This window comes from Bradyrhizobium sp. UFLA05-108 (assembly GCF_059803455.1).
Window position 1 is genome coordinate 32,501 of sequence record NZ_JBANAZ010000063.1, and the last position, 23,939, is coordinate 56,439.

The following is a 23,939-nucleotide window of genomic DNA, read 5'->3' on the forward strand; positions in this document are numbered from 1 at the left end:
AGCTATGGCCCCGTAACCAGAAGACGAATGCCTACACTCGATGAAAGTGGTGGGCCTGGGAAGACTTGAACTTCCGACCTCACGCTTATCAAGCGCGCGCTCTAACCAACTGAGCTACAAGCCCCTAACGCATATCCTCACAAGGACTAGGGTCTTGCTCGCGTACGGCCGGCGGCAAGCGCCAATCGTACAGCGCAGCCCCTGGCGCGTGTTCGTCCGCGAAGAAAGAGAAACGAAGACGGCGAAATCCCGCCAATGGAGCTCAACGATCTGGCGATCTGTTGGCCCCTGATGTTTCTAAAACGATCCGATAGTGAGCGTGAGCTCTCTGAAGGATCATCCTTAGAAAGGAGGTGATCCAGCCGCAGGTTCCCCTACGGCTACCTTGTTACGACTTCACCCCAGTCGCTGACCCTACCGTGGCCGGCTGCCTCCATTGCTGGTTAGCGCACCGTCTTCAGGTAAAGCCAACTCCCATGGTGTGACGGGCGGTGTGTACAAGGCCCGGGAACGTATTCACCGTGGCGTGCTGATCCACGATTACTAGCGATTCCAACTTCATGGGCTCGAGTTGCAGAGCCCAATCCGAACTGAGACGGCTTTTTGAGATTTGCTAGGACTTGCGTCTTCGCTTCCCATTGTCACCGCCATTGTAGCACGTGTGTAGCCCAGCCCGTAAGGGCCATGAGGACTTGACGTCATCCCCACCTTCCTCGCGGCTTATCACCGGCAGTCTCCTTAGAGTGCTCAACTAAATGGTAGCAACTAAGGACGGGGGTTGCGCTCGTTGCGGGACTTAACCCAACATCTCACGACACGAGCTGACGACAGCCATGCAGCACCTGTGTTCCAGGCTCCGAAGAGAAGGTCACGTCTCTGCGACCGGTCCTGGACATGTCAAGGGCTGGTAAGGTTCTGCGCGTTGCGTCGAATTAAACCACATGCTCCACCGCTTGTGCGGGCCCCCGTCAATTCCTTTGAGTTTTAATCTTGCGACCGTACTCCCCAGGCGGAATGCTTAAAGCGTTAGCTGCGCCACTAGTGAGTAAACCCACTAACGGCTGGCATTCATCGTTTACGGCGTGGACTACCAGGGTATCTAATCCTGTTTGCTCCCCACGCTTTCGTGCCTCAGCGTCAGTATCGGGCCAGTGAGCCGCCTTCGCCACTGGTGTTCTTGCGAATATCTACGAATTTCACCTCTACACTCGCAGTTCCACTCACCTCTCCCGAACTCAAGATCTTCAGTATCAAAGGCAGTTCTGGAGTTGAGCTCCAGGATTTCACCCCTGACTTAAAGACCCGCCTACGCACCCTTTACGCCCAGTGATTCCGAGCAACGCTAGCCCCCTTCGTATTACCGCGGCTGCTGGCACGAAGTTAGCCGGGGCTTATTCTTGCGGTACCGTCATTATCTTCCCGCACAAAAGAGCTTTACAACCCTAGGGCCTTCATCACTCACGCGGCATGGCTGGATCAGGGTTGCCCCCATTGTCCAATATTCCCCACTGCTGCCTCCCGTAGGAGTTTGGGCCGTGTCTCAGTCCCAATGTGGCTGATCATCCTCTCAGACCAGCTACTGATCGTCGCCTTGGTGAGCCGTTACCTCACCAACTAGCTAATCAGACGCGGGCCGATCTTTCGGCGATAAATCTTTCCCCGTAAGGGCTTATCCGGTATTAGCACAAGTTTCCCTGTGTTGTTCCGAACCAAAAGGTACGTTCCCACGCGTTACTCACCCGTCTGCCGCTGATGTATTGCTACACCCGCTCGACTTGCATGTGTTAAGCCTGCCGCCAGCGTTCGCTCTGAGCCAGGATCAAACTCTCAAGTTGGACTTGAACTTTGAACCGGCTGATCACAACGTTTGACGAGGTCCCACCAAATCGCATAGCGATTCACATCGCTAGCGAACTGACCTCCGAAGAGGCCATGGTGTTACCTTTGAAACGTGTACCGCCGAAGTCTTTCGTCCGGTCTCGATCAGAAAAGCCGAAGCTTTTCAGAAGCGAGACCCGCAAGGACTCCGCCGTCCACGTTTCTCTTTCTTCATCTTCACTTGTCAAACAGCCCGGGACCGGAGAGGCCCCAACCTTCCTGGGAGGAAGGGTTCCGACACCCTTACCGACGATGAATGAACTCCAACCGACTAGTGTCGGCTGTTGTGCACTCAACAAGGTGAGGAGCATCAGTGGCGCGTTCGCTCGCCTCGGTCAGTGACCCGGCGGCGCCGCGCTCAGTGGTCGTGCTTATAGGCCCCTCCCCTCGGCGCTGTCAACGGGTATTGTCAACAAATCGTCGCACGCCGAAAACCGTTGTGCATTGCGAAAAAAGTTCGGTGATTTCCGAGACTTACGCGACAGGCGCTTTGGCCGCCGACGACGCGTTCGGAGAAAATCGCAAAAAAAAGTTTGGTCCGCCGAAGAAAAAATTGAGGTTCCGAAGAAGCACCAAAGAGCCCTCGCGGCGGCTGCTCGCGACTTTGCCCGATCGGGAAACTTTTTCAGGATTTGGCGCCGTACTAGAGCCACAATCCCGCGGCGTTCTGGTATGACACAAGCTTGAATCGCTGGACGCCAGTGGGGGCTGCCGGCGATTTTCACTGGTCCGGGGGAGGCGATCTGAAAGATGCGGCTGCCTTTCCAGGACATTCGAGAGACATCGAGAGACTTTCATCCGCTTTGCTGTTCGTGAACTCGGCCGGCCCCTCGGGGGCCTTCTGGCTGACGAGCGTCTTCAAGCGGCGCGTCTTGTTCCGAAGATCCCCCTTGAAGAGGGCGATGACGGCAAGGCGTGAGAACAGGCTTCACGCATGTCGGTGATTTTGGGGGACTTGGGTTGAACCATAGGGCGCCACGCGGGGGTTATGGGCGTGAGACCGGGATCATTGATCTCGGCCACGAGCCGCCGCTTTCCGTCGATGGTTCGGAAGCCGCCGTCATCGATCGCCGTCGTGTCTCCGTACAGTGGTTCAGCGGCACAATTCTGACCGGACTCTGCGGCGCGGCCTTGATCGGCGGCGCCGTTTTCGCATCGCTCGACGGCGAGATGACCTTTGCCAAGGTGCCGGAGCGCGTCGAAGGCGTGCTGCGCGGTGCGTTCGGTGCCAATGATCGCGCCGCCACCGTGCACAAGAGCGACCGCCTGCCGCCGCCCAGTGAATCCACCGCCTCGCGCAACGTGGTGCGCGTCTCGACGGTCGCCCGCGTCGGCAATCGCGACGTGATGCGGGTGCGGCCCTTCGTCCGCATCGCCGGCAACCTCTCGATGACGACGAGCGACCTGTCGGCCAAGATCCCGCCGTTCAACGCCCAGCGCCTTCTGACCGACGTCGGCTCCGACCCGAAGGCCGCGACCGACGATCCCAACAATCCCGAGGCAGTCGAGCCCGACGCCGAAGTCTCCTTCGTCACGAAGGATCTGACGCCGGTGCTGCCGAAGGCGAAGATCGCCGCCGTCGTGGCGCTCGACGATATCCTGATGCGGGTGCGCGATGCCGCCAACTGGCGCGGCAATGGCAGCAGCGTTCGTTATGCCGCGCTCACCAACGCCACCGCCGACGTCTCGGGCGCGACCGGCGCGCAGTCCGACATCAAGATGGCCTACGCCACCGAGGCATCGGCGTCCGACCCCTATGCCGGCTTCGAGACGCGCGTGGTGCCCGAGAACGTCACGCTGCTGCCGAAGACCAAGGAACAGATCACCGGCGGCAACCCGAATGGCGAGCGCGTGCACCTCGTCAAGAAGGGCGACTCGGTTGCCTCCGTGCTGCGCGATCTCGGCGCGACGCCCGAAGAGATCAAGGCGATCGCGGCGACACTCGGCCCGCGCGGGCGCGACGGCGGTCTGAAGGAAGGCGAGAAGCTTCGCATCCTGATGGCGCCCGCAAGCGCCGGCGCCCGGCTCCAGCCGTTCCGCGTCGTCGTCGCCAACGACACCATGGTCGAGGCGATCGCAGCGCTGTCCGATCTCGGCAAGTACGTCGCGGTTGACGTCTCGAGCATGAACACCGTCGGCGATACGGCCGCGAACAATAGCAGCGACGACGATGACGACGACGATGGTACCGGCGTCAGACTCTACCAGAGCATCTACGAGACCGCGATGCGCAACAAAGTGCCGATGCCGGTCATCGACGACATGATCAAGATCTACTCCTACGACGTCGACTTCCAGCGCAAGGTGCAGCCGGGCGATTCCTTCGACGTCTTCTACGCCGGCGAGGACGAGGGCGTGACGGCGACCGACAAGAGCGAGGTGCTGTTCGCCTCCCTCACGGTCGGCGGCGAAACCAAGAGATACTACCGCTTCCAGAGCCCCGACGACGGCGTCGTCGACTACTATGACGAGACCGGCAAGAGCGCGAAGAAGTTCCTGGTCCGCAAGCCAGTCAACAGCGCCATCATGCGCTCCGGCTTCGGCGGCCGCCGCCATCCGATCCTAGGCTATGTGAAGATGCACACCGGCGTCGACTGGGCCACCGCCTACGGCACGCCGATCTTCGCCGCCGGCAACGGCGTGATCGAGAAAGCCCAGCTCGAGGGCGGTTACGGCAAATATATCCGCATCAAGCACAACAACGGCTACGAGACCGCCTATGGCCACATGTCAGCCTTCGCCAAGGGCATGGAGCCGGGCAAGAAGGTGCGACAGGGCCAGGTCATCGGCTTCGTCGGATCGACCGGCCAGTCGACCGGACCGCACGTCCACTACGAAATCCTGGTCAACGGCCGCTTCGTCGACCCGATGCGCGTGAAACTGCCGCGCGGCCGCTCGCTGGAGGGCCCGGTGCTCGCCGGGTTCGAGAAGGAGCGCGACCGCGTCGAGGCGATGATGAGCAACCGCTCAAGCGGCATTGCCCGCATCTCGGATGCGACCGGCGGCCCGCTCCAAGTCACCAACCGCTGAATCACCAACCGCTGATCTCCATCCGGTTCACGACAGAACCGACGCTCTCACGATCAAGAACACGATCCCGATTGCCGTCAGGCCGAACGAGACGGCCATCAGCGGCAACAGAACGTCGATCGCGGCGTGCGTGCCGCGAAGCTTTGCGCCCCAGACACTGAAATCGCCAGCTTCCCAGTCATGCAACGTGGGCTGCTGCGGATGCGGCTCATGGAGCATCCGATGCCGTCTCCAGACCCGCGACAATATCCAGGGAATCCCGACCGCGACCACGAACAACAGGGTGACGAAGGCCAGGGAGAGGTCGACATCGCTGTCGCGATCGAACAGCACCCAGGCCATCAGCGCGAACCACGCGACAAGGCCGACGGCCGCACCATAGATCTTTGGATGAAGTTGATCGAAGGTGGGTCGATTGTGGGAGACGAGATTCCTGTTCATGGCGATACCCTATGCTGGCTGGGATTCGCCGGGGCCCAAGGCAAGTTTCGTCTCTACGCCCCAGGCGGGCGCGAGACGTTTGACTTGAGGATGGCGTGATTGCCGGGCGAGTTCCGGCGCAGGATCGCTCCGTCGACCAGCGAATCCATTGGGGCAACCGCCTTCGGTGGTGGCAGTTTCATTAATTGTTCTCCAGCCGCGCAACGGCGCACGCGCTACGCCCTCCCCGGTCGCACGGAACCAACCGGCGATCGAGGGGATTGATTTTTTTTGGTGCAGATTCGAGCCAAGAGGAGGACGATTCATGGGGCGCCTCTCACGCGACGACGTCACCAAGGCCGTCAGCGGGGCTGACGACGTCACCATTGCAGAGATCATCGGAACCGGCGCGACCATCGAAGAGCTCGCCGAAGCCCAGGCCTGGCTCGCCAATGACGAGCCCATGATCAACGACCTGCGGCCGCTGGCACATGGCCGCGTACGCGAGCTCGTGGATATTCTCTCCGAGCTCGACGAGGGCGGCGACGAGGACGATACCGCCGATTCAGGTCCCGTCCCCGCGATCAGCTAGATCCGCCCAAACAATTCACCCCGGAAAGGCGGACCTTTCCGGGGCGTTGTTGGCTACGCCAAAGTGCGACGGTCAGTTCAGCTTCCGCTTCGGCACGGGTGCCTCGAACTGGGCGATCTCGGCCGTCTGCGCCGCCTTGCCGTTGAAGGTCAGCACGTTGCCCTCGGCGGAGATCGCAACGGTGTCGCCGTCCTTCACGTCGCCGGCGAGGATCATCTCGGCGAGCGGATCCTGAAGGTAACGCTGGATCACCCGCTTCAGCGGGCGCGCGCCGTAAGCCGGATCCCAGCCCTTGGCAGCGAGCCAGTCGCGGCCTGCGCCATCCAGTGTCAGCGCGATCTTGCGATCGGTGAGCAGCTTCTGGAGCCGCGCGAACTGGATCTCGACGATCCGGCCCATCTCGCTCTTCTGCAAGCGGTGGAACAGAATGATCTCGTCGACGCGGTTCAAGAACTCCGGCCTGAAATGCGCTCGCACCGTTCCCATCACGTGCTCGCGCACGGCAGAGGTGTCTTCGCCTTCGGGTTGATTCACCAGGAATTCCGAACCGAGGTTCGAGGTCATGATGATCAGCGTGTTGCGAAAATCGACGGTGCGGCCCTGGCCGTCGGTGAGGCGGCCATCGTCGAGCACCTGCAACAGGACGTTGAAGACATCGGGATGCGCCTTCTCGATCTCGTCGAACAGCACCACCTGGTAAGGCCGGCGCCGTACCGCTTCGGTCAGAGCGCCACCCTCGTCATAGCCGACATAGCCCGGAGGCGCGCCGATCAGACGCGAGACCGAGTGCTTCTCCATGTATTCGGACATGTCGAGGCGCACCATCGCGGTCTCGTCGTTGAACAGATACTCGGCGAGCGCCTTGGTCAGCTCCGTCTTGCCGACGCCGGTGGGCCCTAGGAACATGAACGAGCCGATCGGCCGGTTCGGGTCCTGCAAGCCCGCACGCGAGCGGCGCACCGCGGTTGCGACCGCATGCACGGCTTCGCTCTGGCCCACGACGCGCTTGCCGAGCGCCTCCTCCATCTTGAGGAGCTTTTCCTTCTCGCCCTCCAGCATCTTGTCGACGGGCACGCCGGTCCAGCGCGAGACCACCTGCGCGATGTGGTTGGCGGTGACCGCCTCTTCCATCATCTCACCCGAGCCTTCGCGAGCCTCGATATCGGCGAGCTTCTTCTCCAGCTCCGGGATCCGGCCATAAGCCAGCTCGCCGGCACGCTGGAATTCGCCGCGCCGCTGCGCATTGGCAAGCTCGACGCGCAGGCCATCGAGCTCGGCCTTGAGCTTCTGGGCGTTGGAGAGCTTGTTCTTCTCCGCGCTCCAGCGCGCCGTCAGCGCCGTCGATTTCTCCTCGAGATCGGCGAGCTCCTTCTCCAGCGCTTGGAGGCGCGTCTTGGAGCCGAGGTCGCTTTCCTTCTTCAGGGCCTCCTGCTCGATCTTGAGCCGGATGATCTCGCGATCAAGCGAATCCAGCTCCTCGGGCTTGGAATCGACCTGCATCTTCAGCCGCGCGGCGGCCTCGTCCATGAGGTCGATCGCCTTGTCCGGCAGGAAGCGATCGGTGATATAGCGGTTGGACAGTGTCGTCGCCGCCACCAGCGCGGAATCGGTGATCCGCACGCCGTGGTGCTGCTCGTACTTGTCCTTGAGCCCGCGCAGGATCGAGATGGTGTCCTCGACCGAGGGCTCGCTGACGAAGATCGGCTGGAAGCGCCTCGCCAGCGCCGCGTCCTTCTCGACGTGCTTCTGGTACTCATCCAGCGTGGTCGCGCCGATGCAGTGCAGCTCGCCGCGGGCAAGCGCGGGCTTGAGGAGGTTCGACGCATCCATCGCGCCGTCGGCCTTGCCGGCGCCGATCAGCGTGTGCATCTCGTCGATGAACAGGATGAAGGTGCCTTCGGTCGCGGTCACCTCCTGGAGCACGGCCTTCAACCGCTCCTCGAACTCGCCGCGGTATTTCGCGCCGGCAATCAGCGCGCCGAGGTCGAGCGAGAGCAGCTTCTTGTCCTTGAGGCTTTCCGGCACGTCGCCATTGACGATGCGCAGCGCCAGGCCCTCGACGATGGCGGTCTTGCCGACGCCGGGCTCGCCGATCAGGACGGGATTGTTCTTGGTGCGGCGGGAGAGCACCTGGATGGTGCGGCGGATCTCCTCGTCGCGGCCGATCACCGGATCGAGCTTGCCGTCGCGCGCGGCCTGCGTGAGATCGCGGGCGTATTTCTTCAGCGCGTCATAGGCGTTCTCGGCGGTCGCGCTGTCGGCGGTGCGGCCCTTGCGCAGCGCCTCGATCGCCGCGTTGAGATTTTGCGGCGTGACGCCGCCCTTGCTGAGGATCGTGCCGGCTTCGCTGCCCTTTTCGAGCGCGAGCCCGAGCAGCAGGCGCTCCACCGTGACAAAGCTGTCGCCGGCCTTTTCGCCGGCCTTTTCGGCAGCGTCAAAGGTGCGGGCGAGCTCGGGCGCCAGATAGATCTGCCCGGCGCCGCCGCCACTGACCTTCGGCACCTTGTTCAGGGCGTCCTCGGTCGCCTTCAAAATCGCGCGGGAATTGCCGCCGGCACGGTCGATCAGACCGGCCGCCAAGCCCTCATTGTCGTCAAGGAGGACTTTCAGGAGATGGAGAGTGGAAAACTGCTGGTGCCCCTCGCGCATTGCGAGCGACTGCGCGGACTGGACGAAGCCCCTGGAGCGTTCGGTGTATTTTTCAATGTTCATCTTGTCTTTCCCTCGGCCTGCCCCTGGAGCCCTCTAAGGCACTCCAAATGGCATCTTCATTGGGTTTCCGCTCGCCACATTGACGTTCCTCAAGCAGCAAGCGGTCGTTAGCAGCCGACGCTGGCGCCGGCCTGACGCAGATGTGGGAACCAAGTCGCGGGAACGGAAGAGGCTTCTTCACAAATTCGTGCGCGGCCAAACTCTTGCGCTAAATGGCCGGCTTGGCGCCGGCGGGTGAAATCCCTTAACTAGCGCCATGATGATCAGCCCGACTGCAGATATCACCGGCCTCTACCGCTATCCGGTCAAAGGCCTGACGCCCGAGCCACTGCCCCGCGTTGCCTTGCGGGTCGGCCAGAGCCTCCCCGCCGACCGTCGCTATGCCATCGAGAACGGCCCGAGCGGCTTCGATCCGGAGGCGCCGCAGTGGATGCCCAAGACCCAGTTCCTGATGCTGATGCGCAATGAGCGGCTAGCCACCCTGAACAGCCGGTTCGAGGACGCGACTAATCTGCTGACCATCCGCAAGGACGGTCAGGTCGTCGCCAGCGGCGATCTGGAGACGGCCAGCGGGCGCGCGGCCATCGAGAGTTACTTTACCGGCAATTTCCGGAGCGAGCTGCGGGGCCCGCCAAAAGTGCTGTCGGGACGCGACCACAGCTTCTCCGACGTTGCCCGCAAGGTCGTCTCCATCATCAATCTCGGCAGCGTGCGCGCCATCGAGGAGATGCTCGGCGCCGCCGTTCATCCCCTGCGCTTCCGCGCCAATCTCTACGTCCGGGGCTGGCCGGCGTGGCACGAGCTCGGCCTCGTCGGCCAGACGCTCGCGATCGGCGCGGTGCGGCTGAAGATCGTCAAGCGCATCGTCCGCTGCGCGGCCACCAATGTCGATCCGGACACGGCGATGCGCGACCTCGAGATTCCACCCACGATCATGCGCCATCTCGGCCACATGGATTGCGGCGTCTATGGCGAGGTGATCGCAGATGGCGAGATTGGCATCGGCGAAGCAATCGGGATTGAAGAGCCGAAGTTGGTTTAAGCTGCGTAGGGTGGACAAAGCGAAGTGTGCCCACCACTTGTGTCGCCGTTGCGAGAAATGGTGGGCAAGGCGCTAACGTGCCTTTGCCCACCTTACGGTTCTCGCAGTGACGCGCCTCAGTTCGGCATCACATACGCGTAGATCCGGCCGCGCGAGATCGGCGCCTCGCGGACGCGATTGCCGTTGTTGCCGGAGATCATGATCGGATTGCCTTTGGCGTCGATGCCGGTGATGATGCCGACATGGCCGCCTCGGCGACCGCGCGACATGACCGCAATCGCGCCGACCTGCGGACCGGTGACACGCGTTCCGTAATGCGCGAACGAGCTCGCCATGTCGGAGCCGGAGCCCTTATGGCCGGTGTGCTCGAGCACCATGTTCATGAAGCGCGCGCACCATAGGTTGCCGCGCTCGGTCGGATTGCCGCCGAGATAACGGCGCGCTTCCGAGACGAGGCCCGAGCCGCCACCGAAGCCGCCCGACGTGGCCATGCTGCCGCTGTTCGCGCTCGGGTCATAGCTGGCCTGCGTATTCTCGAAGCCGGTCGCCTGCAACTGCGCGGCGCCGCGCTCGAAGCGCGAGCTGCGCGCGTGGCGATAGTGATGATACCCGCCTGCATGGTGCGCGGCGTGATGCACGTAAGCGTGCCGCTCTGCGCTGTGACGATGAGACCGTGCTGATGCTGGAGAGATAGATGCGGCGAATGCCGCGGAGAAAAGAGCCAGCGCGATGACGTGACGCAGCCGGCCAAACGCAAACAACTCAAACATTCTTCATCCTTCGTTGACACCCCCAATCCCCATCAGCCGGTGCGGCGGCCGACATCCGCGGGTTGTATGAAAGTCCAGATGTGGCGAGAGCAAGGCACAATGCTGCATAGCAGAAATTCGCTTCAGGGAATTTCTGCGATGATCCTGCATCGATGCTGGTCCGATGCTGCCGCATTGCTGCCCACAGCATTAACCGCGATGCTTAACGCGACGGCTCAGAAAGAGGGAGACGGTTAATGCCCCACGCCACGACCAGAGACGATGTCGGCATCTATTTCGAGGAAGCGGGCCACGGCACCCCGATCATCTCCTGCACGAATTCGCGGCGGACCACACCAATTGGGAGCCGCAGATGCGTTACTTCTCGCGCGGCCATTGCTGCATTTCCTATTCGGCACGCGGCTATACGCCGTCGGACGTGCCCGCGTCAGCCGACCTCTACACTTACAAACACTTCTACACCGACGCGCTCGCCGTGCTCGATCATCTCGGCATCGACAAGGCTCATCTCGTCGGGCTTTCGATGGGCGCCTATTCGTCGCTTCAGATCGGCTTGAGCGCGCCACAGCGCGCGCTGTCGATGACGCTGGCCGGCGTCGGCTCAGGCTCGGAGCTCGACAACCTCGAAGCCTGGCGCAAGCAGTGCCGCGCCAACGCCGAGCAGTTCGAAACGCTGGGCTCCGCGGAAGTCGCGAAAGTCACGCGCGAGGCGCCGAGCCGGATCCCCTTCCTCGTGAAGGACCCGCGCGGCCACGCCGATTTCTATGCCGCACTCGCGCGCCACGATTCCAAGGGCTCGGCCAACACCATGCGCGGCTTCCAGGGCGGACGTCCCTCGATCTACACGATGACGGACGCGATCGGGCGCGTCGCCACGCCCGCGCTGATCATCTGCGGCGACGAGGACGACCCGTGCATCGGGCCGAGCCTGTTCCTGAAGAAGCATCTGCCGGCGGCGGGGCTTGCGATGTTTCCGAAGTCAGGTCACGTGCTCAATCTCGAAGAGCCCGCGCTGTTCAACGAGACGGTGGAGCGGTTCATCACGCTGGTGGAGGCGGGCCGATGGCCGGTGCGCGATCCGCGGTCGGCGCCGGCGAATTGATGCGAAGGCGTCACCTCATACTCCGTCATTGCGAGCGCAGCGAAGCAATCCAGACTCTCGCCGCGTAAAGACTCTGGATTGCTTCGTCGCTTCGCTCCTCGCAATGACGGGAGGCTACTACTTCCCGCCGCCGCGGCTCAGTAGAAATACGCCCTGCTCGCCGAACAGATTCCATACCCACCAGGGCAGCCTGAGCCGCAGCGGGCGGCCGTAGAGATCTAGCGCTTCGGCGCGCTCCATCTTCACGCCGATCTCGTCGCAGAGCTGGACGAAATCCTTGATGGTGCAGAAATGGATGTTGGCAGTGTCGTACCATGTCGCCGGCAGATTCTCCGTGCGCGGCATGTGGCCGCCGATCAGGAGTTGCAACCGCATCTTCCAGTAGCCGAAGTTCGGGAACGACACGATGGCGCGGTGGCCGATGCGCAGGAGATTTTCCAGCACCACCTTCGGCTGCCGCGTCGCCTGGAGCGTCTGCGACAGGATGACGTAGTCGAAGGCGTCGTCGGGGTAGTTGAAGAGGTCGGTGTCGGCGTCGCCCTGCACCACCGCGAGCCCCTTGGCGACGCAGCGGTTGACGCCCTCGCGCGACAGCTCGATGCCGCGACCGTCGATGCCGCGATTTTCCAGGAGCTGCAGCAGATCGCCTTCGCCACAGCCCACGTCGAGCACCTTCGAGCCGTGTTTGACCATCTCCGCAACCAGCAAATGGTCGGCGCGAAACTGGCCGGACTGTTCGGTCGCAAGGCCGCCCAACGGCAGCACTTCCTGTACAGACATGGCTAGCCGCCCTTGCCGTTGAGGCCGCGCGCCTTGCCCGCGGATTGCAGGAAGGCGCGTGAGATATCGAAGAATTCGGGAACGTCGAGCAGGAAGGCGTCGTGGCCGCGATCGGTCTCGATCTCGGCGAACGACACCCGCGCGCTCGACGCGTTGAGCGCGTGCACCAGCGCACGCGATTCCGAGGTCGGGAACAGCCAGTCGCTGGTAAAGGACACCACGCAGAAGCGTGTCTTGACGCCGGCAAACGCCTTCGCCAGCACGCCGTCATGGTCGCCGGCGATGTCGAAATAGTCCATGGCCCGCGTCAGATAGAGATAGCTGTTGGCATCGAAACGCTCGACGAAGGACGAGCCCTGGTAGCGCAGATAGCTCTCGACCTGAAAATCGGCATCGAACGAGAACGTCGGCAGCTCGCGGTCTTGCATGCGCCGGCCGAACTTGCGGTGCAGCGCGGCATCGGAGAGGTAGGTGATGTGCGCAGCCATCCGCGCCACCGCCAGCCCGCGATGCGGATGGATGCCGTGATCGGTATAGCGGCCGTTGTGCCAGTCGGGATCGGCCATGACGGCCTGGCGGCCGAGCTCGTGGAAGGCGATGTTCTGCGCGGAGTGCCGTGTCGAGCAGGCGATCGCGAGCGCGGAGAACACGCGCTCAGGATAGGCCGCGGTCCATTGCAGCACCTGCATGCCGCCCATCGAGCCACCGACCACGGCAAACAGCGTGTCGATGCCGAGACGGTCGATCAGCATCGCCTGCGCGCGCACCATGTCGGGGATGGTGATGATGGGAAAATCCAGGCCCCACACCTTGCCCGTCGCCGGATTGAGCGAGGCAGGTCCCGTCGAGCCCATGCAGCCGCCGATCACGTTGGCGCAGATGATGAAGTAGCGTTGAGGATCAAGAGGCCGGCCGGGCCCGACCAGGGTCTCCCACCATCCGGGCTTGCCGGTGACGGGGTGGATATTCGCGACATGCTGGTCGCCGGTCAGCGCATGGCAGATCAGGACGGCGTTGGAGCGCTCGGCATTGAGCTCGCCATAAGTCTGGTAGGCGATCTGGAACGGGCTGAGATCGATGCCGCAATCGAGCGCCAATGGTTGCTCGGCGCCGAAATACGCAACCTGCGAACTCGGATGATCCGCCTCGTGCGAGCGCTCTTCGGCGATCGCGGGGCTCGGTACTGACGTGACGCCAACCATCTGACCATCGACCTCGTTGGCGACGGCCCTCAAGCCGCCGCTGACATCAGGCCATGAAAAACCCGGCCTGAACGATAGGTTCGGCCGGGATCGGATGCGTCCCCGGCCTGTTTAGCGAGTTTTTTAACGTGGCTGCAAGCCGGCCGGCTCAAATGACCACGGAACAGGCAAAAACTAGTTGCTGGAGCGGTTTTCGTCAAGCCGCTGTACCGATTAACCAAAAGGGAGCCTTGCGAAGTCAGGCGAAATGACCGTCATTTCTCTTTGCTTTCGGCGTCCATCCTGCCTAATCAAGACCCATAGCGCCGGCGGGTCCGCCTCGGCCGATCCGCTTTTGAAGACCTCTCAACAGCCTCTGGCCCAAATGTCCCAACGTCCGCCCGCGCCACCATCGTTGCAGGAATTGCGCAAGGAGATCGATGCGATCGACGAGGAAGTGCATCGCCTGCTGATGCAGCGCGGCGACATCATCGATCGCCTGATCCAGGCGAAGCAGACGCAGGAGGTCGGCTCGGCCTTCCGGCCGGCGCGCGAGGCCAGCATGATGCGCCGCCTCGTCGAGCGACATCGCGGCATCCTGCCGCTCGACACCATCGAGAGCATCTGGCGCGTCATCATCTCGACCTTCACTTACGTGCAGGCGCCATTCTCGGTGCATGCCGACGTTTCGGTCGGCGAGTCCGCGATGCGGGATTCGGCGCGCTTCCATTTCGGCTTCACCACGCCCTATGTGCCGCATTTCAGCGCGCAGGCCGCCGTCGAGGCGCTGGCGAAATCGAAGGGTGATCTGGCCCTGGTCTCGGCGATCTCGAGCCGCACGCCATGGTGGAGCGAGCTCGAGGCCGAGGGCGCGCCGAAAATCATCGCGCGGCTGCCGTTCCTCGAGCGCGCCGACCATCCGGCCGCGCTGCCCGTCTTCGTGATCTCGCGGGTTGCCGACGACGCCATGGTCACGGAGGTCCAGACCTGGAGCGTGCGCGTGTCCGGCTGGAACGCCGACACGGCGAGGGCGCTGGCGCCGCTCGCCGACATCGTCGCGGTGCCCGATACCGCCTTCGACGGCGCTGCGCTGCTGGTGTCGGAGACCGGCATCGGCTTCGAAAAAATTAAAATGGCCCTGATCCGGGCCGGCGCCTCGGTCCGCTCGTCGGCTCTCGTCGGCGGCCATGCAACGCGCTATACGGTGCCCCCGAACGGGTCGACCAAATCTGATGTGAAGGCTTAAGGCCGCCCCGCATCCTTCCGGAGTAGACGATGTCCCGCCCCGTGCCGAATCCCGGCATTCTCGATATTGCGCCCTATACGCCCGGCAAGAGCCCGGTGCCGGAGCCGGGCCGCAAGGTGTTCAAGCTGTCGGCGAACGAGACGCCGTTCGGACCCTCGCCCAAGGCGATCGAGGCCTTCACGCATGTGGCGACGCATCTGGAGGACTATCCGGAAGGCACCTCGCGCGTGCTGCGCGAAGCGATCGGCCGCAGCTATGGGCTCGACCCCGACCGCATCATCTGCGGCGCCGGCTCGGACGAGATCCTCAATCTTCTCGCGCACACCTATCTTAGCCAGGGCGATGAAGCGATCTCCACCACCCACGGCTTCCTCGTCTACCCGATCGCGACCATGGCGAACGGTGCCAGGAACATCGTGGCGGCGGAGGCGAATTTCACCGCCGACGTCGACGCGATCCTGAAGGCGGTGACGCCGCGCACCAAACTCGTCTGGCTCGCCAACCCGAACAACCCGACCGGCACCTATCTGCCATTCGACGAGGTCAAGCGCCTGCGCGCCGGCCTGCCGTCGCACGTGCTGCTGGTGCTGGATGCCGCCTATTGCGACTATGTGTCTCGCAACGACTACGAAATGGGGATCGAGCTGGTCGCGACCACTGAGAACACGGTCGTTACCCACACCTTCTCCAAGATCCACGGGCTCGCCGCGCTGCGCGTCGGGTGGATGTTCGGTCCGGCGCATATCATCGACGCCGTCAATCGCATCCGCGGTCCGTTCAACGTCTCGACGCCGGCGATGTATGCCGCGGTCGCCGCGATCGAGGACACCGCGCATCAGCAGATGTCGAAGCAGTTCACCGAGACCTGGCGCAACTGGCTGACCGAGGAGATCGGCAAGCTCGGGCTGAAGGTGACGCCGAGCGTTGCCAACTTCGTGCTGATTCATTTTCCGGCAGAGAAGGGCAAGACCTCGGACGAAGCCGACGCCTTCCTGACCAAGCGGGGACTGGTGCTGCGCGCGCTGAAGAATTACGGCCTGCCCCATTCACTGCGCATGACCATCGGCACCGAGGAGGCCAACCGCCTCGTGGTCGAGGGCCTGCGCGACTTCATGGGCGGCGGGAAATGAGCGTCGCCCCGCACTTCCAGCGCGTCGCACTGATCGGCTTCGGCCTGATCGGCGGCTCGATCGCGCGTGCCGCGAAGCTTCAGGGCCTGGCGTCCGAGATCGTCACAACGGCGCGATCGGAGAAGACGCGGGCCCGCGTCGCAGAGCTCGGCATCGTCGACCGCGTGGTCGCGACCAATGTCGAGGCCGTCAGGGATGCCGACCTCGTCATCCTCTGCATTCCCGTCGGCGCCTGCGGCCCCGTGGCGCAGGAGATATCAGCACATCTGAAGCCGGGCGCGATCATCTCCGACGTTGGCTCGGTGAAGGGCACGATCGTCAGGGACATGGCGCCGCATCTGCCGCAGGGCATTCACTTTGTCCCCGCGCATCCGGTGGCGGGCACCGAGCATTCGGGCCCGGATTCCGGCTTCGCCGAGCTGTTCATCAACCGCTGGTGCATCCTCACACCGCCGGAGGGCGTCGACGCAGCCGCCGTCGATCGCTTGCGCGCGTTCTGGGCCGCGCTCGGCGCCAAGGTCGAGATCATGACGCCGGATCATCACGATCTCGTGCTCGCGATCACCAGCCATCTGCCGCATCTGATCGCCTACACCATCGTCGGCACCGCCGATGAGCTGCAACAGGTGACGGAGTCCGAGGTGATCAAGTTCTCCGCCGGCGGCTTTCGCGACTTCACACGCATCGCGGCGTCCGATCCGACGATGTGGCGCGACGTGTTCCTCGCCAACAAGGAGGCCGTGCTGGAGATGCTGGGCACCTTCAACGAGGATCTCGCCAAGCTCACGCGTGCGATCCGCCGCGGCGACGGCGAGGCCCTGTTCGACCACTTCACCCGTACCCGCGCCATCCGCCGCGGCATCGTCGAGATCGGCCAGGACTCGGCGGCGCCGGACTTCGGCCGCCCGCATCCGCCGCTGACGAAGCAGTAGCTGCAACGACGGCGGTGCCAGCCCCTCATCCTGAGGAGCGCGGAACGCGCGTCTCGAAGGATGAAGGCCCGACTGGGGGCGTCGCCCTTCGAGACGCCGCGCAAGCGGCTCCTCAGGGTGAGGTTAAGCATTGTCGTTCGCAGACCGCCTAATACAGCGGCGGGAGCTGCGCGACCTTCAGCGTACCGAGCATCACCGCGCCATCGGCGAAGCGAAGCGGGAAGCTGCGCGCCTTCTTGCCCTCGAGCGTGCTTTCGGTGCCGAGCGCATTGATGCCGGCGGCGACGCCGACATTGGCGTTCTGCTTCACGACCTTGCCGAGACCGGGAATGGCGCGGTCGAGCGCGCCGAAGAGGTTGTTGAGATCCTGCGACTTCACGCCCGGCGCGACGCGGTCCAGCGTTGCCTGCGGCACGCCCTCTTCCAGCATCTTGTCGATGCCAAGCGCGGGAATCACGCGCTCGAGGCCGGTCACCGTCATCTGCAATTCGCCGTCGAGGCGGCCGTTCGGCGAGATACCGAGCGTGCCGGCAGCGACCGCGATCATCTCGCCCTGCTGAATGCGCGACTGCACGATCTCGATATGGCCGCCGGCGGCCTGGAGCTCGCGGAAACGCTGCGGCCACGGCTTTGGCGTCAGATCCTTTAGCCCCGTGATCTTCGAGCGCACGTCTGCTTCGAACGGCTCGGCCAGCAGCGGATGCACGCCCTGGATGCTGCCTTGCGCGATCTGCAGCACGGTTTCGACGATGGGATTGTCGCGCGAGGATCCCTCGGCGAGGCGTCCGTGCAACTCGACCTGCTTGGCCTTTGCAACTGGCACCTGCACCGAGCCATCGACGCGATTGATGGCGGGATCGTCAAACACGATCGAGGCGCGATCCGGCACGGCCGGCAACCCAACCACGCTGCTGCGACCCTTGCTCCAGTTCACCACGAAGGACGTCTGCGTGACGCCGTCGGTCAACGTCGCCGGTGCGGTGAATTCGGCGATCACGAGCTTGGGATCATAGACCTGGGCGACCACCAGGATGTTGTCGAGCTTGGCCGTAAACGGCGTCTTGCCTGCGGTCTGCGAGACCAGCGACACGCTGGCACCGGAACACTGCACCTCGAAGCGGAACGGGAAACCGGCGATCGAGCGCCTGGCGCAATCATAGATCCGGCCTGACTTGGCCTCCTGGGCGCGCCAGGCGTCGGCAGCCACTTCGGCCTGAGAAGCGGCATAGAACCAGAAGCCGCTCCAGGCGACGGCGAGAATCAAGAGCAGGACGGGCGCGATGAAAAGGCCCCAGCGGGGGCGCCGCCTGGCGGCAACGGTCATATCGGACATGCGGCGACCCTTTGACGCCAGATGATGGCAAATGTAAGCGAGGTCGGCTTGCTGCAGAGGGTGGAGAATTCGCTTCGCCTGGGCGGCGGGCCCTGGTAGCGGTGCCAAACATGTCCGAAATCACCCTCCCCTCCGTCACGACGGCCACCGGCGACCTCTGGGTGTTCGGCTATGGCTCGCTGATGTGGCGGCCGGGCTTCGCATTCGAGGAGCGCGTGCCGGCGCGGCTGGTCGGCGAGCATCGCGCACTCTGCGTCTATTCCTTCGTCCATCGCGGCACGCCCGAGAAGCCGGGCCTCGTGCTCGGGCTCGACCGCGGCGGCGCCTGCCGCGGCATCGCCTTCCGTGTCGCTGCGAAGAGCCGTGCCGATGTGGTCGCTTACCTGCGCGAGCGCGAACAGGTGACCTCGGTCTATCGCGAGGTGATGCGCTCGGTGTGGCTCGAGAACGATGCACGGCAGCGTGTCAGCGCCCTCGCCTACGTCGTCGACCGCGGCCATGTGCAGTATGCGGGACGCCTGTCGCTTGCCGAGCAGCACCGCCACGTGCTGCAAGGCCACGGCCAGTCCGGTGCCAATCGCGACTACGTCACCGCGACGGTGAAGGCAATCGAGGCCGAAGGTTTTCGCGACACGCAACTGCACCAGCTCGCGGCTCTCCTGCACAACGATGCGCACTCCCTGCATGATCCGGCTCCAACCGCCGAGCGCTAGCCGCTTGAGGCCACGTAGCTCGGCGCGCTGCCGATGAGCTGCTCCTGCTCTTTCCGTCCAGCTTCGACGATGCGCCCCGTGGCTTCCTCGATCGCGCCCCTCACGCGCGCGATGTACTCGTCCTTCGGCAGCCCAGGCGGCAGCGGATCCAGGAATTCCACCACCAACGTGCCGGGATAGCGCATGAAGGTGCGACGCGGCCAGAACAGGCCCGAATTGAGCGCGATCGGCAGGCACGGCACGTCGCAGGCCGAATAAATCTGGGCGAAGCCGGTCTTGTAATCCGGCGGCGCGCCCGGCGCGCGGCGAGTGCCTTCCGGGAAGATCACGAGCTGGCGGCCTGAGCGCACCGCATCGCGCGCCCGCCGCGTCATGTCCAGGAGCGCCTTGACGCCGGCATTGCGGTCGATCGCGATCATCCCGGTCTTGACCAGGAACTGTCCGAACACCGGGATCTGCATGAGCTGGCGCTTGAGGATGAAGATCGGGCGATCGAAGAATCCCGGCAGGACGAAGGTCTCCCAGAACGATTGATGCTTCGCCACGATCACCAGCGGCCCGGTCGGAATCTTCTCCACGCCTCTGAATTCCACCTTGATGTTGCAGATCACCCGCATCAGGAACAGCGTCGAGTTCGCCCAGCATTCGGCAACCGTCAGCATCGCGCGGGGCGACATCAGAAAGGTCGGCAGCGCGATGATCGCCCAGAACACCAGGACGGCGTAGAACAGCACGTTGAAAACGAGCGAACGCAGGAAGAGCAAGAACATCAACGATCCTAAACGCGATGAGATTAAGTGCAGTCGATCGCCTGGGTTCACCTCTCCCCAGCGGGGAGAGGTCGGATTGCATAGCAATCCGGGTGAGGGGCCGCAGCCTTTCGAGAGACCACACCCCCTCACCCGGATCGCATCTGGTGATCCGATCCGACCTCTCCCCATAAGAGAGGTAACTCTCGGCCTGCATCGATTCAACCAAAACTCATCGTGCTTTAGTTAGTTGGCCTGTGCGGTGGCAGGCCGTTTCGGCTGCACGCCAAGAGGCTGCTCCGACACTTCGGGCGCAACGTCAATCCCGAAATCCTCGAGCCGCACACGCAGCTCGGCGGCAACATATTTGACATATTCCGACAGCAGCAGCCGCAACGTCGAGGATGAGGTCCACCACGGCTCCTCGCGCCATTTGTCGCCGACCACCGCAAACGGGATCAGCGCGATCTCCGGCATCGCGTGGGAGAATTCCACCAGCGCGCGCGGCATGTGATAGTTCGAGGTCACCACGATCAGCGACTTGAAGCCGCGCTCATGCGCCCAGCGCCGCGCCTCAGCCGCATTGCCGCGGGTCGAGACCGCGGAGCGGTCGAGATCGACGCAGCAGCGCATGTAGGACTGGTTCTCCGGCAGTGTCCGCGAGATATCGCTGACCGTGGAGGTCGGGTGCACGCCGGAGATCAAGAGCCTTTGGCCATAGCCCGCAGCTAACAGCTCCATCGCATCCGACACGCGCGACGATCCGCCGGTCAGGACCACGATGCCGTCCGCCTTGCGGTCCGGCGCCAGCTCGGCGCCGCGCAGCTGCGACAGGAACGCGACGAAACCCGCCGCCGCGCCGACGAAGGCGAACGCGAGCATCGACACGAGGGCCGCGCGGAGCCAGCCGCGCGGCAACTTCGGCGATCGATCGTCGGTCGGCGAGGTCATACGATGTAGTGGTCCCTTCCCCTGGCAATTTTAGAAGGTTTTTGGATGAAGTGGAGTCCGGTTTGACGCACGACGCCTTAATCGACGTCGTTCAGCGTCGCGAACAGTGTCTGGCGCGACGCCACCGCCGTGATCGCGCCGATCAGGACCGCCTGCACCGCGAGCACGACGTAACCCGACGGCCGCAGCGAGAAAGTGCCGAGCAGGGCGGCGAACTGGTCGCCGACCGGCGTGCCGGAGAACCAGCCGGCGATCGACTCGGAGAAGCCGAACACCAGCATGGCGATGCCACCGCCGATCACGCCGCCTTCGAGACCGAGGCGAAGGAAATGCCGCAGGAAACGGTTGGCGATGTAGCGGTCGCCGGCGCCGACGAAATGCAGGACCTCGACAATCGGCCGGTTGGCGGCCATCGCGCCGCGGGTTGCGAACGACACCGAGATGATGGTCGCGACGATGACGAGTGCGAGGATGCCGAGGCCTGCGAGCACGGTGGCGTTGGTCATCGAGCGCATCCGCTCGATCCAGGCGCGGTGGTCGTCGACGCTCGCGGTTGGCGCGACCTGCGCCACGCGGCTGCGCAAGGCGGCAAGATCGAGCGCGGTGCCCGGCTGCACGCGGGCGATGATCATGCGCGGCACCGGAAGATCGTCCATCGACAGGCCGGTGCCGAGCCAAGGCTCGAGCAGCTTTCCGGATTCCTCCTTGCTGAACGGCTTGACTTCGACGATGCCGGCTTGCGCCCGCATTGCTTCCGTCACAGCAGTGGCGTCGCGCTCGATATCGCGACCGGCCTGGGGCCGGACCTGGATGGTGATTTCGCTCGCAACATTTGACTGCCATTCGGCCGCCGACGCGCTGACCAGCAGCACCATCCCTGTCGTCATCGAGGCGAGGAAGGTCATGATCGCGACGACCGCGACCAGCGCGCGGCCATGGATCGAGGCGCGCGGCACGATCGGCGACATGTTGCGCGCTTTCGCCGGGACCTGCGGACGCTCCTGTCCGAGATCGACGAAGACGCCGCGCTCGTCGGTCCTATTCATAGACGTGCAACCGTCCCTGGTGCAGCACGAGCCGGCGCGCCTCGTACTGGTCCATCAACCCGATATCGTGGGTCGCGATGATGACGGCGGTGCCGGACTTGTTCAATTCGATGAAGAGCCGCAGCAGCCTGCGACCAAGCGTCGGATCGACGCTGCCGGTCGGCTCGTCAGCGAGCAGAAGCTGCGGCCGCGAGATCACCGCGCGCGCGATCGCCGCGCGCTGCTTCTCGCCGCCCGACAGAATCGGCGGCAGCGCATCCATGCGCTCGCCCAAGCCCACCCAGCGCAGGAGATCGATGACCTCCTTGCGGTAGCTGGATTCGCTGCGGCCCATTACGCGGAACGGAAGCGCGACGTTCTCGTAGGTCGTCATGTGGTCGAGCAGGCGAAAGTCCTGGAGCACGATGCCGATGCGCTTGCGTAAATCGGCGATCTCGTCCTTGCCGAGTAGCGAGATGTCGTGGCCGAACAGATTGACGAGGCCGCGCGTCGGCCGCAGCGACAGGAACAACAGGCGCAGCAGCGAGGTCTTGCCGGCGCCCGAGGGGCCGGTGAGGAACTGGAAGGAGTGCGCCGGGATCTGGAAGCTCAGGTCGCGCAGAATCTCCGGCCCCAGACCGTAACGCAATCCGACATTTTCGAACCGAACCAAGCTCAGCTCCGGTCGAGGTGGGGGCGCGGCGCACGCCGCACAGCTCTGCCGCACGCGATGAAAGCCTTGTGCGGCCGTTATGGTTTCCGATTCGTTAACGGTCGCCTTGTAGCATCGAAAGAGCCCGGTTCCGCTATGGCTGGGTCATCGCCGAGGCTGGTCCATGCACATCGTATGCCCCCATTGTACGACATCCTACGCCATCAAGCTCGCAAGCCTTGGGGCGAATGGGCGCACCGTGCGCTGCTCCCGCTGCAAGGAGACCTGGGTGGCGCGGCCCGAGGACGCCGTCGAGGAAGTGCAGGAGAAAGCTAACGCATCGGCCATGGCCGCGGCGAGCCAGGCCGAGGACCCGTCCGATATCGCGGAGCAGTGGAACACCTACGCCCGGGAGGACGCCGCCACGCCGGTGGTCGACAGCCCCTCGATCGCCAGCGACTGGCCCACCGAGGAAGCCAAGGACGACGACTGGTCGGAAGCCGAGGCGGCCGACGACGAATTGGCCGGAGAGCCGCACCAGTCCTGGTTCCGCGGGCTGTTCCGCCGCCGGGCTGGGGTCGCCCGTCCGGTGAGCCGGCCGCCGCGAAAGTCCCATTTCGGTCTGCCGACCGCCTGTGTTGCCATGGGCGCGCTGGCCGTTGCTCTCATGGTCTGGCGCGCCGACATGGTCCGGCTGCTGCCGCAGACCGCGGCGTTCTACAAGATGATCGGCATCGAGGTGAACCTGCGCGGCCTCGCCTTCAGGGACGTCAAGGTCACTTCAGAGACCGTGGACGGCAAGCAGGTGCTGGTGATCGAAGGCGTGATCGTCGGCGAGACCAGAAAGACGGTCGATATCCCCCGCCTGCGCTTCGCCGTGCGGGACGCGCAAGGCGCCGAGATCTACGCCTGGAACGCGGTGCTGGAGCAGACCGTGCTTCATCCCGGCGAGCGCGCCTTCTTCAAGTCGCGCCTGGCCTCGCCGCCACCTGAAGGCCGCAATATCGATATTCGTTTCTTCAACCGGCGCGACATTGCCGGCGGCAGCGCGTGACCGAGGCTGCCAGCTTCCATAAAGGTTTGGCCCGATGCCAAAGGTGCTGATCGCCGATGATGAGGAGTCCATGCGCACGCTGGTGGCGCGGGCCATCGCGATGGACGGCCATCAGACTGTCACCGCGCAGGACGGCGCCGAAGCGCTGGAAATCTTGACGCGCGAGGACGGCGCGTTCGACCTCCTGCTCACCGATATCCAGATGCCCGTGATGGACGGCATCGCGCTCGCACTCTCGGCCGCGCGCGACTTTCCGGACCTGACGATCTTGCTGATGACCGGCTTTGCCGACCAGCGCGAGCGCGCGTCGAACCTGAACGCGCTGGTGCATGACGTGGTGACGAAGCCGTTTTCCGTGGCGGACATCCGCAACGCAGTCGCCGGCGCGCTCGCGGCGAAGAAGGGGTAGGCGGTACGCCAACCTCGCACTCCTCTGCATGCCCCGCGAAAAAGCGGGGGCATCCAGTATTCCAGAGACGCCCGACGTTCCATGAACCGCTGCGGCGTACTGGATCGCCCGGTCGAGCCGGGCGATGACGGCTGAGGGTTTAGTAAACACGTCCCACCAACTCGTCATTGCGAGCGCAGCGAAGATTCCATGGGGAGTGGATAGCGACCGGGTCTGAGGCCAGACTGAGGTTGCTGAA

General features: G+C 63.9%; 21 protein-coding genes, 2 tRNA genes, 1 rRNA gene, 1 pseudogene and 1 riboswitch (1 of these 26 cut by a window edge). Of the genes and pseudogenes, 11 read left to right on the forward strand and 14 right to left on the reverse strand.

All coding sequences use genetic code 11. The features are described 5' to 3' along the window. The 3 genes from SO140_RS34485 to SO140_RS34495 form a co-directional block, all read right to left on the reverse strand. Nucleotides 1-12, reverse strand: a tRNA-Ala gene (locus tag SO140_RS34485) (it extends 64 nt beyond the left edge of the window). A 35-nt stretch (nt 13-47) separates the two neighbouring features. Next, a tRNA-Ile gene (locus SO140_RS34490) sits at nt 48-124 on the reverse strand. A gap of 222 nt (nt 125-346) precedes the next feature. After that, nucleotides 347-1,835: ribosomal RNA gene (locus tag SO140_RS34495) — 16S ribosomal RNA — on the reverse strand. A 356-nt stretch (nt 1,836-2,191) separates the two neighbouring features. Between SO140_RS34495 and SO140_RS34500 the strand changes: the two genes are divergently transcribed. Together SO140_RS34500 and SO140_RS34505 are read left to right on the forward strand one after the other, a co-directional pair. Next, a complete protein-coding gene (locus SO140_RS34500) occupies nt 2,192-2,554 on the forward strand; it encodes a hypothetical protein (protein WP_474801108.1) in 363 nt (120 codons plus the stop codon). 284 nt (nt 2,555-2,838) lie between these two features. Next, entirely contained in the window at nt 2,839-4,908 is a 2,070-nt protein-coding gene (locus SO140_RS34505) for a M23 family metallopeptidase (RefSeq protein WP_449382183.1), read from the forward strand. Between the two features lie 27 nt (nt 4,909-4,935). Here the strand turns inward: SO140_RS34505 and SO140_RS34510 are convergent, their stop codons facing one another. Next, a complete protein-coding gene (locus SO140_RS34510; protein ID WP_474801106.1) occupies nt 4,936-5,349 on the reverse strand; it encodes a hypothetical protein in 414 nt (137 codons plus the stop codon). Between the two features lie 53 nt (nt 5,350-5,402). After that, nucleotides 5,403-5,531: a hypothetical protein gene (locus SO140_RS34515; protein ID WP_474801104.1), complete on the reverse strand. Its 129-nt coding sequence runs from the start codon at nt 5,529-5,531 to the stop codon at nt 5,403-5,405. Between the two features lie 122 nt (nt 5,532-5,653). Between SO140_RS34515 and SO140_RS34520 the strand changes: the two genes are divergently transcribed. Next, nucleotides 5,654-5,920: a hypothetical protein gene (locus SO140_RS34520; RefSeq protein ID WP_449382185.1), complete on the forward strand. Its 267-nt coding sequence runs from the start codon at nt 5,654-5,656 to the stop codon at nt 5,918-5,920. Between the two features lie 72 nt (nt 5,921-5,992). Here SO140_RS34520 and clpB read toward each other — a convergent pair whose 3' ends face one another. Continuing rightward, the gene (gene clpB / locus SO140_RS34525) at nt 5,993-8,632 is read right to left on the reverse strand and encodes an ATP-dependent chaperone ClpB (RefSeq protein ID WP_474801101.1); all 2,640 of its coding nucleotides are present in this window, start codon (nt 8,630-8,632) and stop codon (nt 5,993-5,995) included. A 256-nt stretch (nt 8,633-8,888) separates the two neighbouring features. Between clpB and SO140_RS34530 the strand changes: the two genes are divergently transcribed. Then, nucleotides 8,889-9,674: an MOSC domain-containing protein gene (locus SO140_RS34530; RefSeq protein ID WP_474801099.1), complete on the forward strand. Its 786-nt coding sequence runs from the start codon at nt 8,889-8,891 to the stop codon at nt 9,672-9,674. 116 nt (nt 9,675-9,790) lie between these two features. On the opposite strand, the gene SO140_RS34535 is transcribed toward SO140_RS34530, so the two are convergent. Beyond that, entirely contained in the window at nt 9,791-10,444 is a 654-nt protein-coding gene (locus SO140_RS34535) for a TIGR02594 family protein (RefSeq protein ID WP_474801097.1), read from the reverse strand. 236 nt (nt 10,445-10,680) lie between these two features. On the opposite strand from SO140_RS34535, the pseudogene SO140_RS34540 reads away from it, so the two are divergent. Then, nucleotides 10,681-11,546, forward strand: a pseudogene (locus SO140_RS34540) (alpha/beta fold hydrolase). A gap of 117 nt (nt 11,547-11,663) precedes the next feature. On the opposite strand, the gene metW reads toward SO140_RS34540, so the two are convergent. Beyond that, the gene (metW, locus tag SO140_RS34545) at nt 11,664-12,326 is read right to left on the reverse strand and encodes a methionine biosynthesis protein MetW (RefSeq protein WP_449382190.1); all 663 of its coding nucleotides are present in this window, start codon (nt 12,324-12,326) and stop codon (nt 11,664-11,666) included. A gap of 2 nt (nt 12,327-12,328) precedes the next feature. Then, nucleotides 12,329-13,528, reverse strand: a complete 1,200-nt coding sequence (metX, locus tag SO140_RS34550) for a homoserine O-acetyltransferase MetX (RefSeq protein ID WP_474801125.1) — start codon at nt 13,526-13,528, stop codon at nt 12,329-12,331. A 90-nt stretch (nt 13,529-13,618) separates the two neighbouring features. Continuing rightward, nucleotides 13,619-13,698: riboswitch (SAM riboswitch) on the reverse strand. Between the two features lie 194 nt (nt 13,699-13,892). On the opposite strand from metX, the gene SO140_RS34555 reads away from it, so the two are divergent. Genes SO140_RS34555 through SO140_RS34565 form a run of 3 tightly spaced genes read left to right on the forward strand, consistent with a single transcriptional unit; the run spans nt 13,893 to nt 16,815 of the window. Beyond that, complete coding sequence (locus tag SO140_RS34555) at nt 13,893-14,753, forward strand: chorismate mutase (protein ID WP_449382192.1); 861 nt, start codon at nt 13,893-13,895, stop codon at nt 14,751-14,753. A 29-nt stretch (nt 14,754-14,782) separates the two neighbouring features. Continuing rightward, nucleotides 14,783-15,883 (forward strand): histidinol-phosphate transaminase, encoded by a 1,101-nt coding sequence (hisC, locus tag SO140_RS34560; RefSeq protein WP_449382193.1) that lies wholly within the window; start codon nt 14,783-14,785, stop codon nt 15,881-15,883. Next, nucleotides 15,880-16,815, forward strand: a complete 936-nt coding sequence (locus SO140_RS34565; protein ID WP_449382194.1) for a prephenate/arogenate dehydrogenase family protein — start codon at nt 15,880-15,882, stop codon at nt 16,813-16,815. The genes hisC and SO140_RS34565 overlap by 4 nt, the downstream gene beginning before the upstream one ends. Before the next feature lie 148 nt (nt 16,816-16,963). Here the strand turns inward: SO140_RS34565 and SO140_RS34570 are convergent, their stop codons facing one another. Next, entirely contained in the window at nt 16,964-18,148 is a 1,185-nt protein-coding gene (locus SO140_RS34570) for a DUF2125 domain-containing protein (RefSeq protein ID WP_474801093.1), read from the reverse strand. 110 nt (nt 18,149-18,258) lie between these two features. On the opposite strand from SO140_RS34570, the gene SO140_RS34575 reads away from it, so the two are divergent. Continuing rightward, nucleotides 18,259-18,861 carry a gamma-glutamylcyclotransferase gene (locus tag SO140_RS34575; RefSeq protein ID WP_449382196.1) on the forward strand — a complete coding sequence of 201 codons (603 nt, stop codon included), beginning with the start codon at nt 18,259-18,261 and terminating at the stop codon, nt 18,859-18,861. On the opposite strand, the gene SO140_RS34580 is transcribed toward SO140_RS34575, so the two are convergent. The 4 genes from SO140_RS34580 to ftsE form a co-directional block, all read right to left on the reverse strand. Continuing rightward, a complete protein-coding gene (locus tag SO140_RS34580) occupies nt 18,858-19,631 on the reverse strand; it encodes a lysophospholipid acyltransferase family protein (RefSeq protein WP_449382197.1) in 774 nt (257 codons plus the stop codon). The genes SO140_RS34575 and SO140_RS34580 overlap by 4 nt on opposite strands. 225 nt (nt 19,632-19,856) lie before the next feature. Then, nucleotides 19,857-20,561, reverse strand: a complete 705-nt coding sequence (locus tag SO140_RS34585) for a YdcF family protein (RefSeq protein ID WP_474801091.1) — start codon at nt 20,559-20,561, stop codon at nt 19,857-19,859. 77 nt (nt 20,562-20,638) lie between these two features. Then, nucleotides 20,639-21,607: a cell division protein FtsX gene (locus tag SO140_RS34590; RefSeq protein ID WP_474801089.1), complete on the reverse strand. Its 969-nt coding sequence runs from the start codon at nt 21,605-21,607 to the stop codon at nt 20,639-20,641. Next, a complete protein-coding gene (ftsE, locus tag SO140_RS34595) occupies nt 21,600-22,259 on the reverse strand; it encodes a cell division ATP-binding protein FtsE (RefSeq protein ID WP_027522156.1) in 660 nt (219 codons plus the stop codon). The genes SO140_RS34590 and ftsE overlap by 8 nt, the downstream gene beginning before the upstream one ends. A 163-nt stretch (nt 22,260-22,422) precedes the next feature. Here ftsE and SO140_RS34600 point away from each other — a divergent pair, with 163 nt between their 5' ends. Together SO140_RS34600 and SO140_RS34605 are read left to right on the forward strand one after the other, a co-directional pair. After that, a complete protein-coding gene (locus tag SO140_RS34600) occupies nt 22,423-23,292 on the forward strand; it encodes an MJ0042-type zinc finger domain-containing protein (RefSeq protein WP_474801086.1) in 870 nt (289 codons plus the stop codon). A gap of 34 nt (nt 23,293-23,326) precedes the next feature. Further along, complete coding sequence (locus SO140_RS34605; RefSeq protein WP_449382201.1) at nt 23,327-23,701, forward strand: response regulator; 375 nt, start codon at nt 23,327-23,329, stop codon at nt 23,699-23,701. Nucleotides 23,702-23,939: the final 238 nt, after the last annotated feature.

Bases quoted from the DNA above. Each gene is read 5' to 3' on its own strand.
- SO140_RS34590 (WP_474801089.1), bottom strand. From the start codon at position 21,607: ATGAATAGGACCGACGAGCGCGGCGTCTTCGTCGATCTCGGACAGGAG.
- clpB (WP_474801101.1), bottom strand. From the start codon at position 8,632: ATGAACATTGAAAAATACACCGAACGCTCCAGGGGCTTCGTCCAGTCC.
- SO140_RS34530 (WP_474801099.1), top strand. From the start codon at position 8,889: ATGATGATCAGCCCGACTGCAGATATCACCGGCCTCTACCGCTATCCG.
- SO140_RS34515 (WP_474801104.1), bottom strand. From the start codon at position 5,531: ATGAAACTGCCACCACCGAAGGCGGTTGCCCCAATGGATTCGCTGGTC.
- SO140_RS34575 (WP_449382196.1), top strand. From the start codon at position 18,259: ATGTCCGAAATCACCCTCCCCTCCGTCACGACGGCCACCGGCGACCTC.
- SO140_RS34565 (WP_449382194.1), top strand. From the start codon at position 15,880: ATGAGCGTCGCCCCGCACTTCCAGCGCGTCGCACTGATCGGCTTCGGC.
- metW (WP_449382190.1), bottom strand. From the start codon at position 12,326: ATGTCTGTACAGGAAGTGCTGCCGTTGGGCGGCCTTGCGACCGAACAG.
- SO140_RS34580 (WP_449382197.1), bottom strand. From the start codon at position 19,631: ATGTTCTTGCTCTTCCTGCGTTCGCTCGTTTTCAACGTGCTGTTCTAC.
- SO140_RS34605 (WP_449382201.1), top strand. From the start codon at position 23,327: ATGCCAAAGGTGCTGATCGCCGATGATGAGGAGTCCATGCGCACGCTG.
- SO140_RS34535 (WP_474801097.1), bottom strand. From the start codon at position 10,444: ATGTTTGAGTTGTTTGCGTTTGGCCGGCTGCGTCACGTCATCGCGCTG.
- SO140_RS34510 (WP_474801106.1), bottom strand. From the start codon at position 5,349: ATGAACAGGAATCTCGTCTCCCACAATCGACCCACCTTCGATCAACTT.
- SO140_RS34570 (WP_474801093.1), bottom strand. From the start codon at position 18,148: ATGTCCGATATGACCGTTGCCGCCAGGCGGCGCCCCCGCTGGGGCCTT.
- hisC (WP_449382193.1), top strand. From the start codon at position 14,783: ATGTCCCGCCCCGTGCCGAATCCCGGCATTCTCGATATTGCGCCCTAT.
- metX (WP_474801125.1), bottom strand. From the start codon at position 13,528: ATGGTTGGCGTCACGTCAGTACCGAGCCCCGCGATCGCCGAAGAGCGC.
- SO140_RS34585 (WP_474801091.1), bottom strand. From the start codon at position 20,561: ATGACCTCGCCGACCGACGATCGATCGCCGAAGTTGCCGCGCGGCTGG.
- SO140_RS34555 (WP_449382192.1), top strand. From the start codon at position 13,893: ATGTCCCAACGTCCGCCCGCGCCACCATCGTTGCAGGAATTGCGCAAG.
- SO140_RS34600 (WP_474801086.1), top strand. From the start codon at position 22,423: ATGCACATCGTATGCCCCCATTGTACGACATCCTACGCCATCAAGCTC.
- SO140_RS34520 (WP_449382185.1), top strand. From the start codon at position 5,654: ATGGGGCGCCTCTCACGCGACGACGTCACCAAGGCCGTCAGCGGGGCT.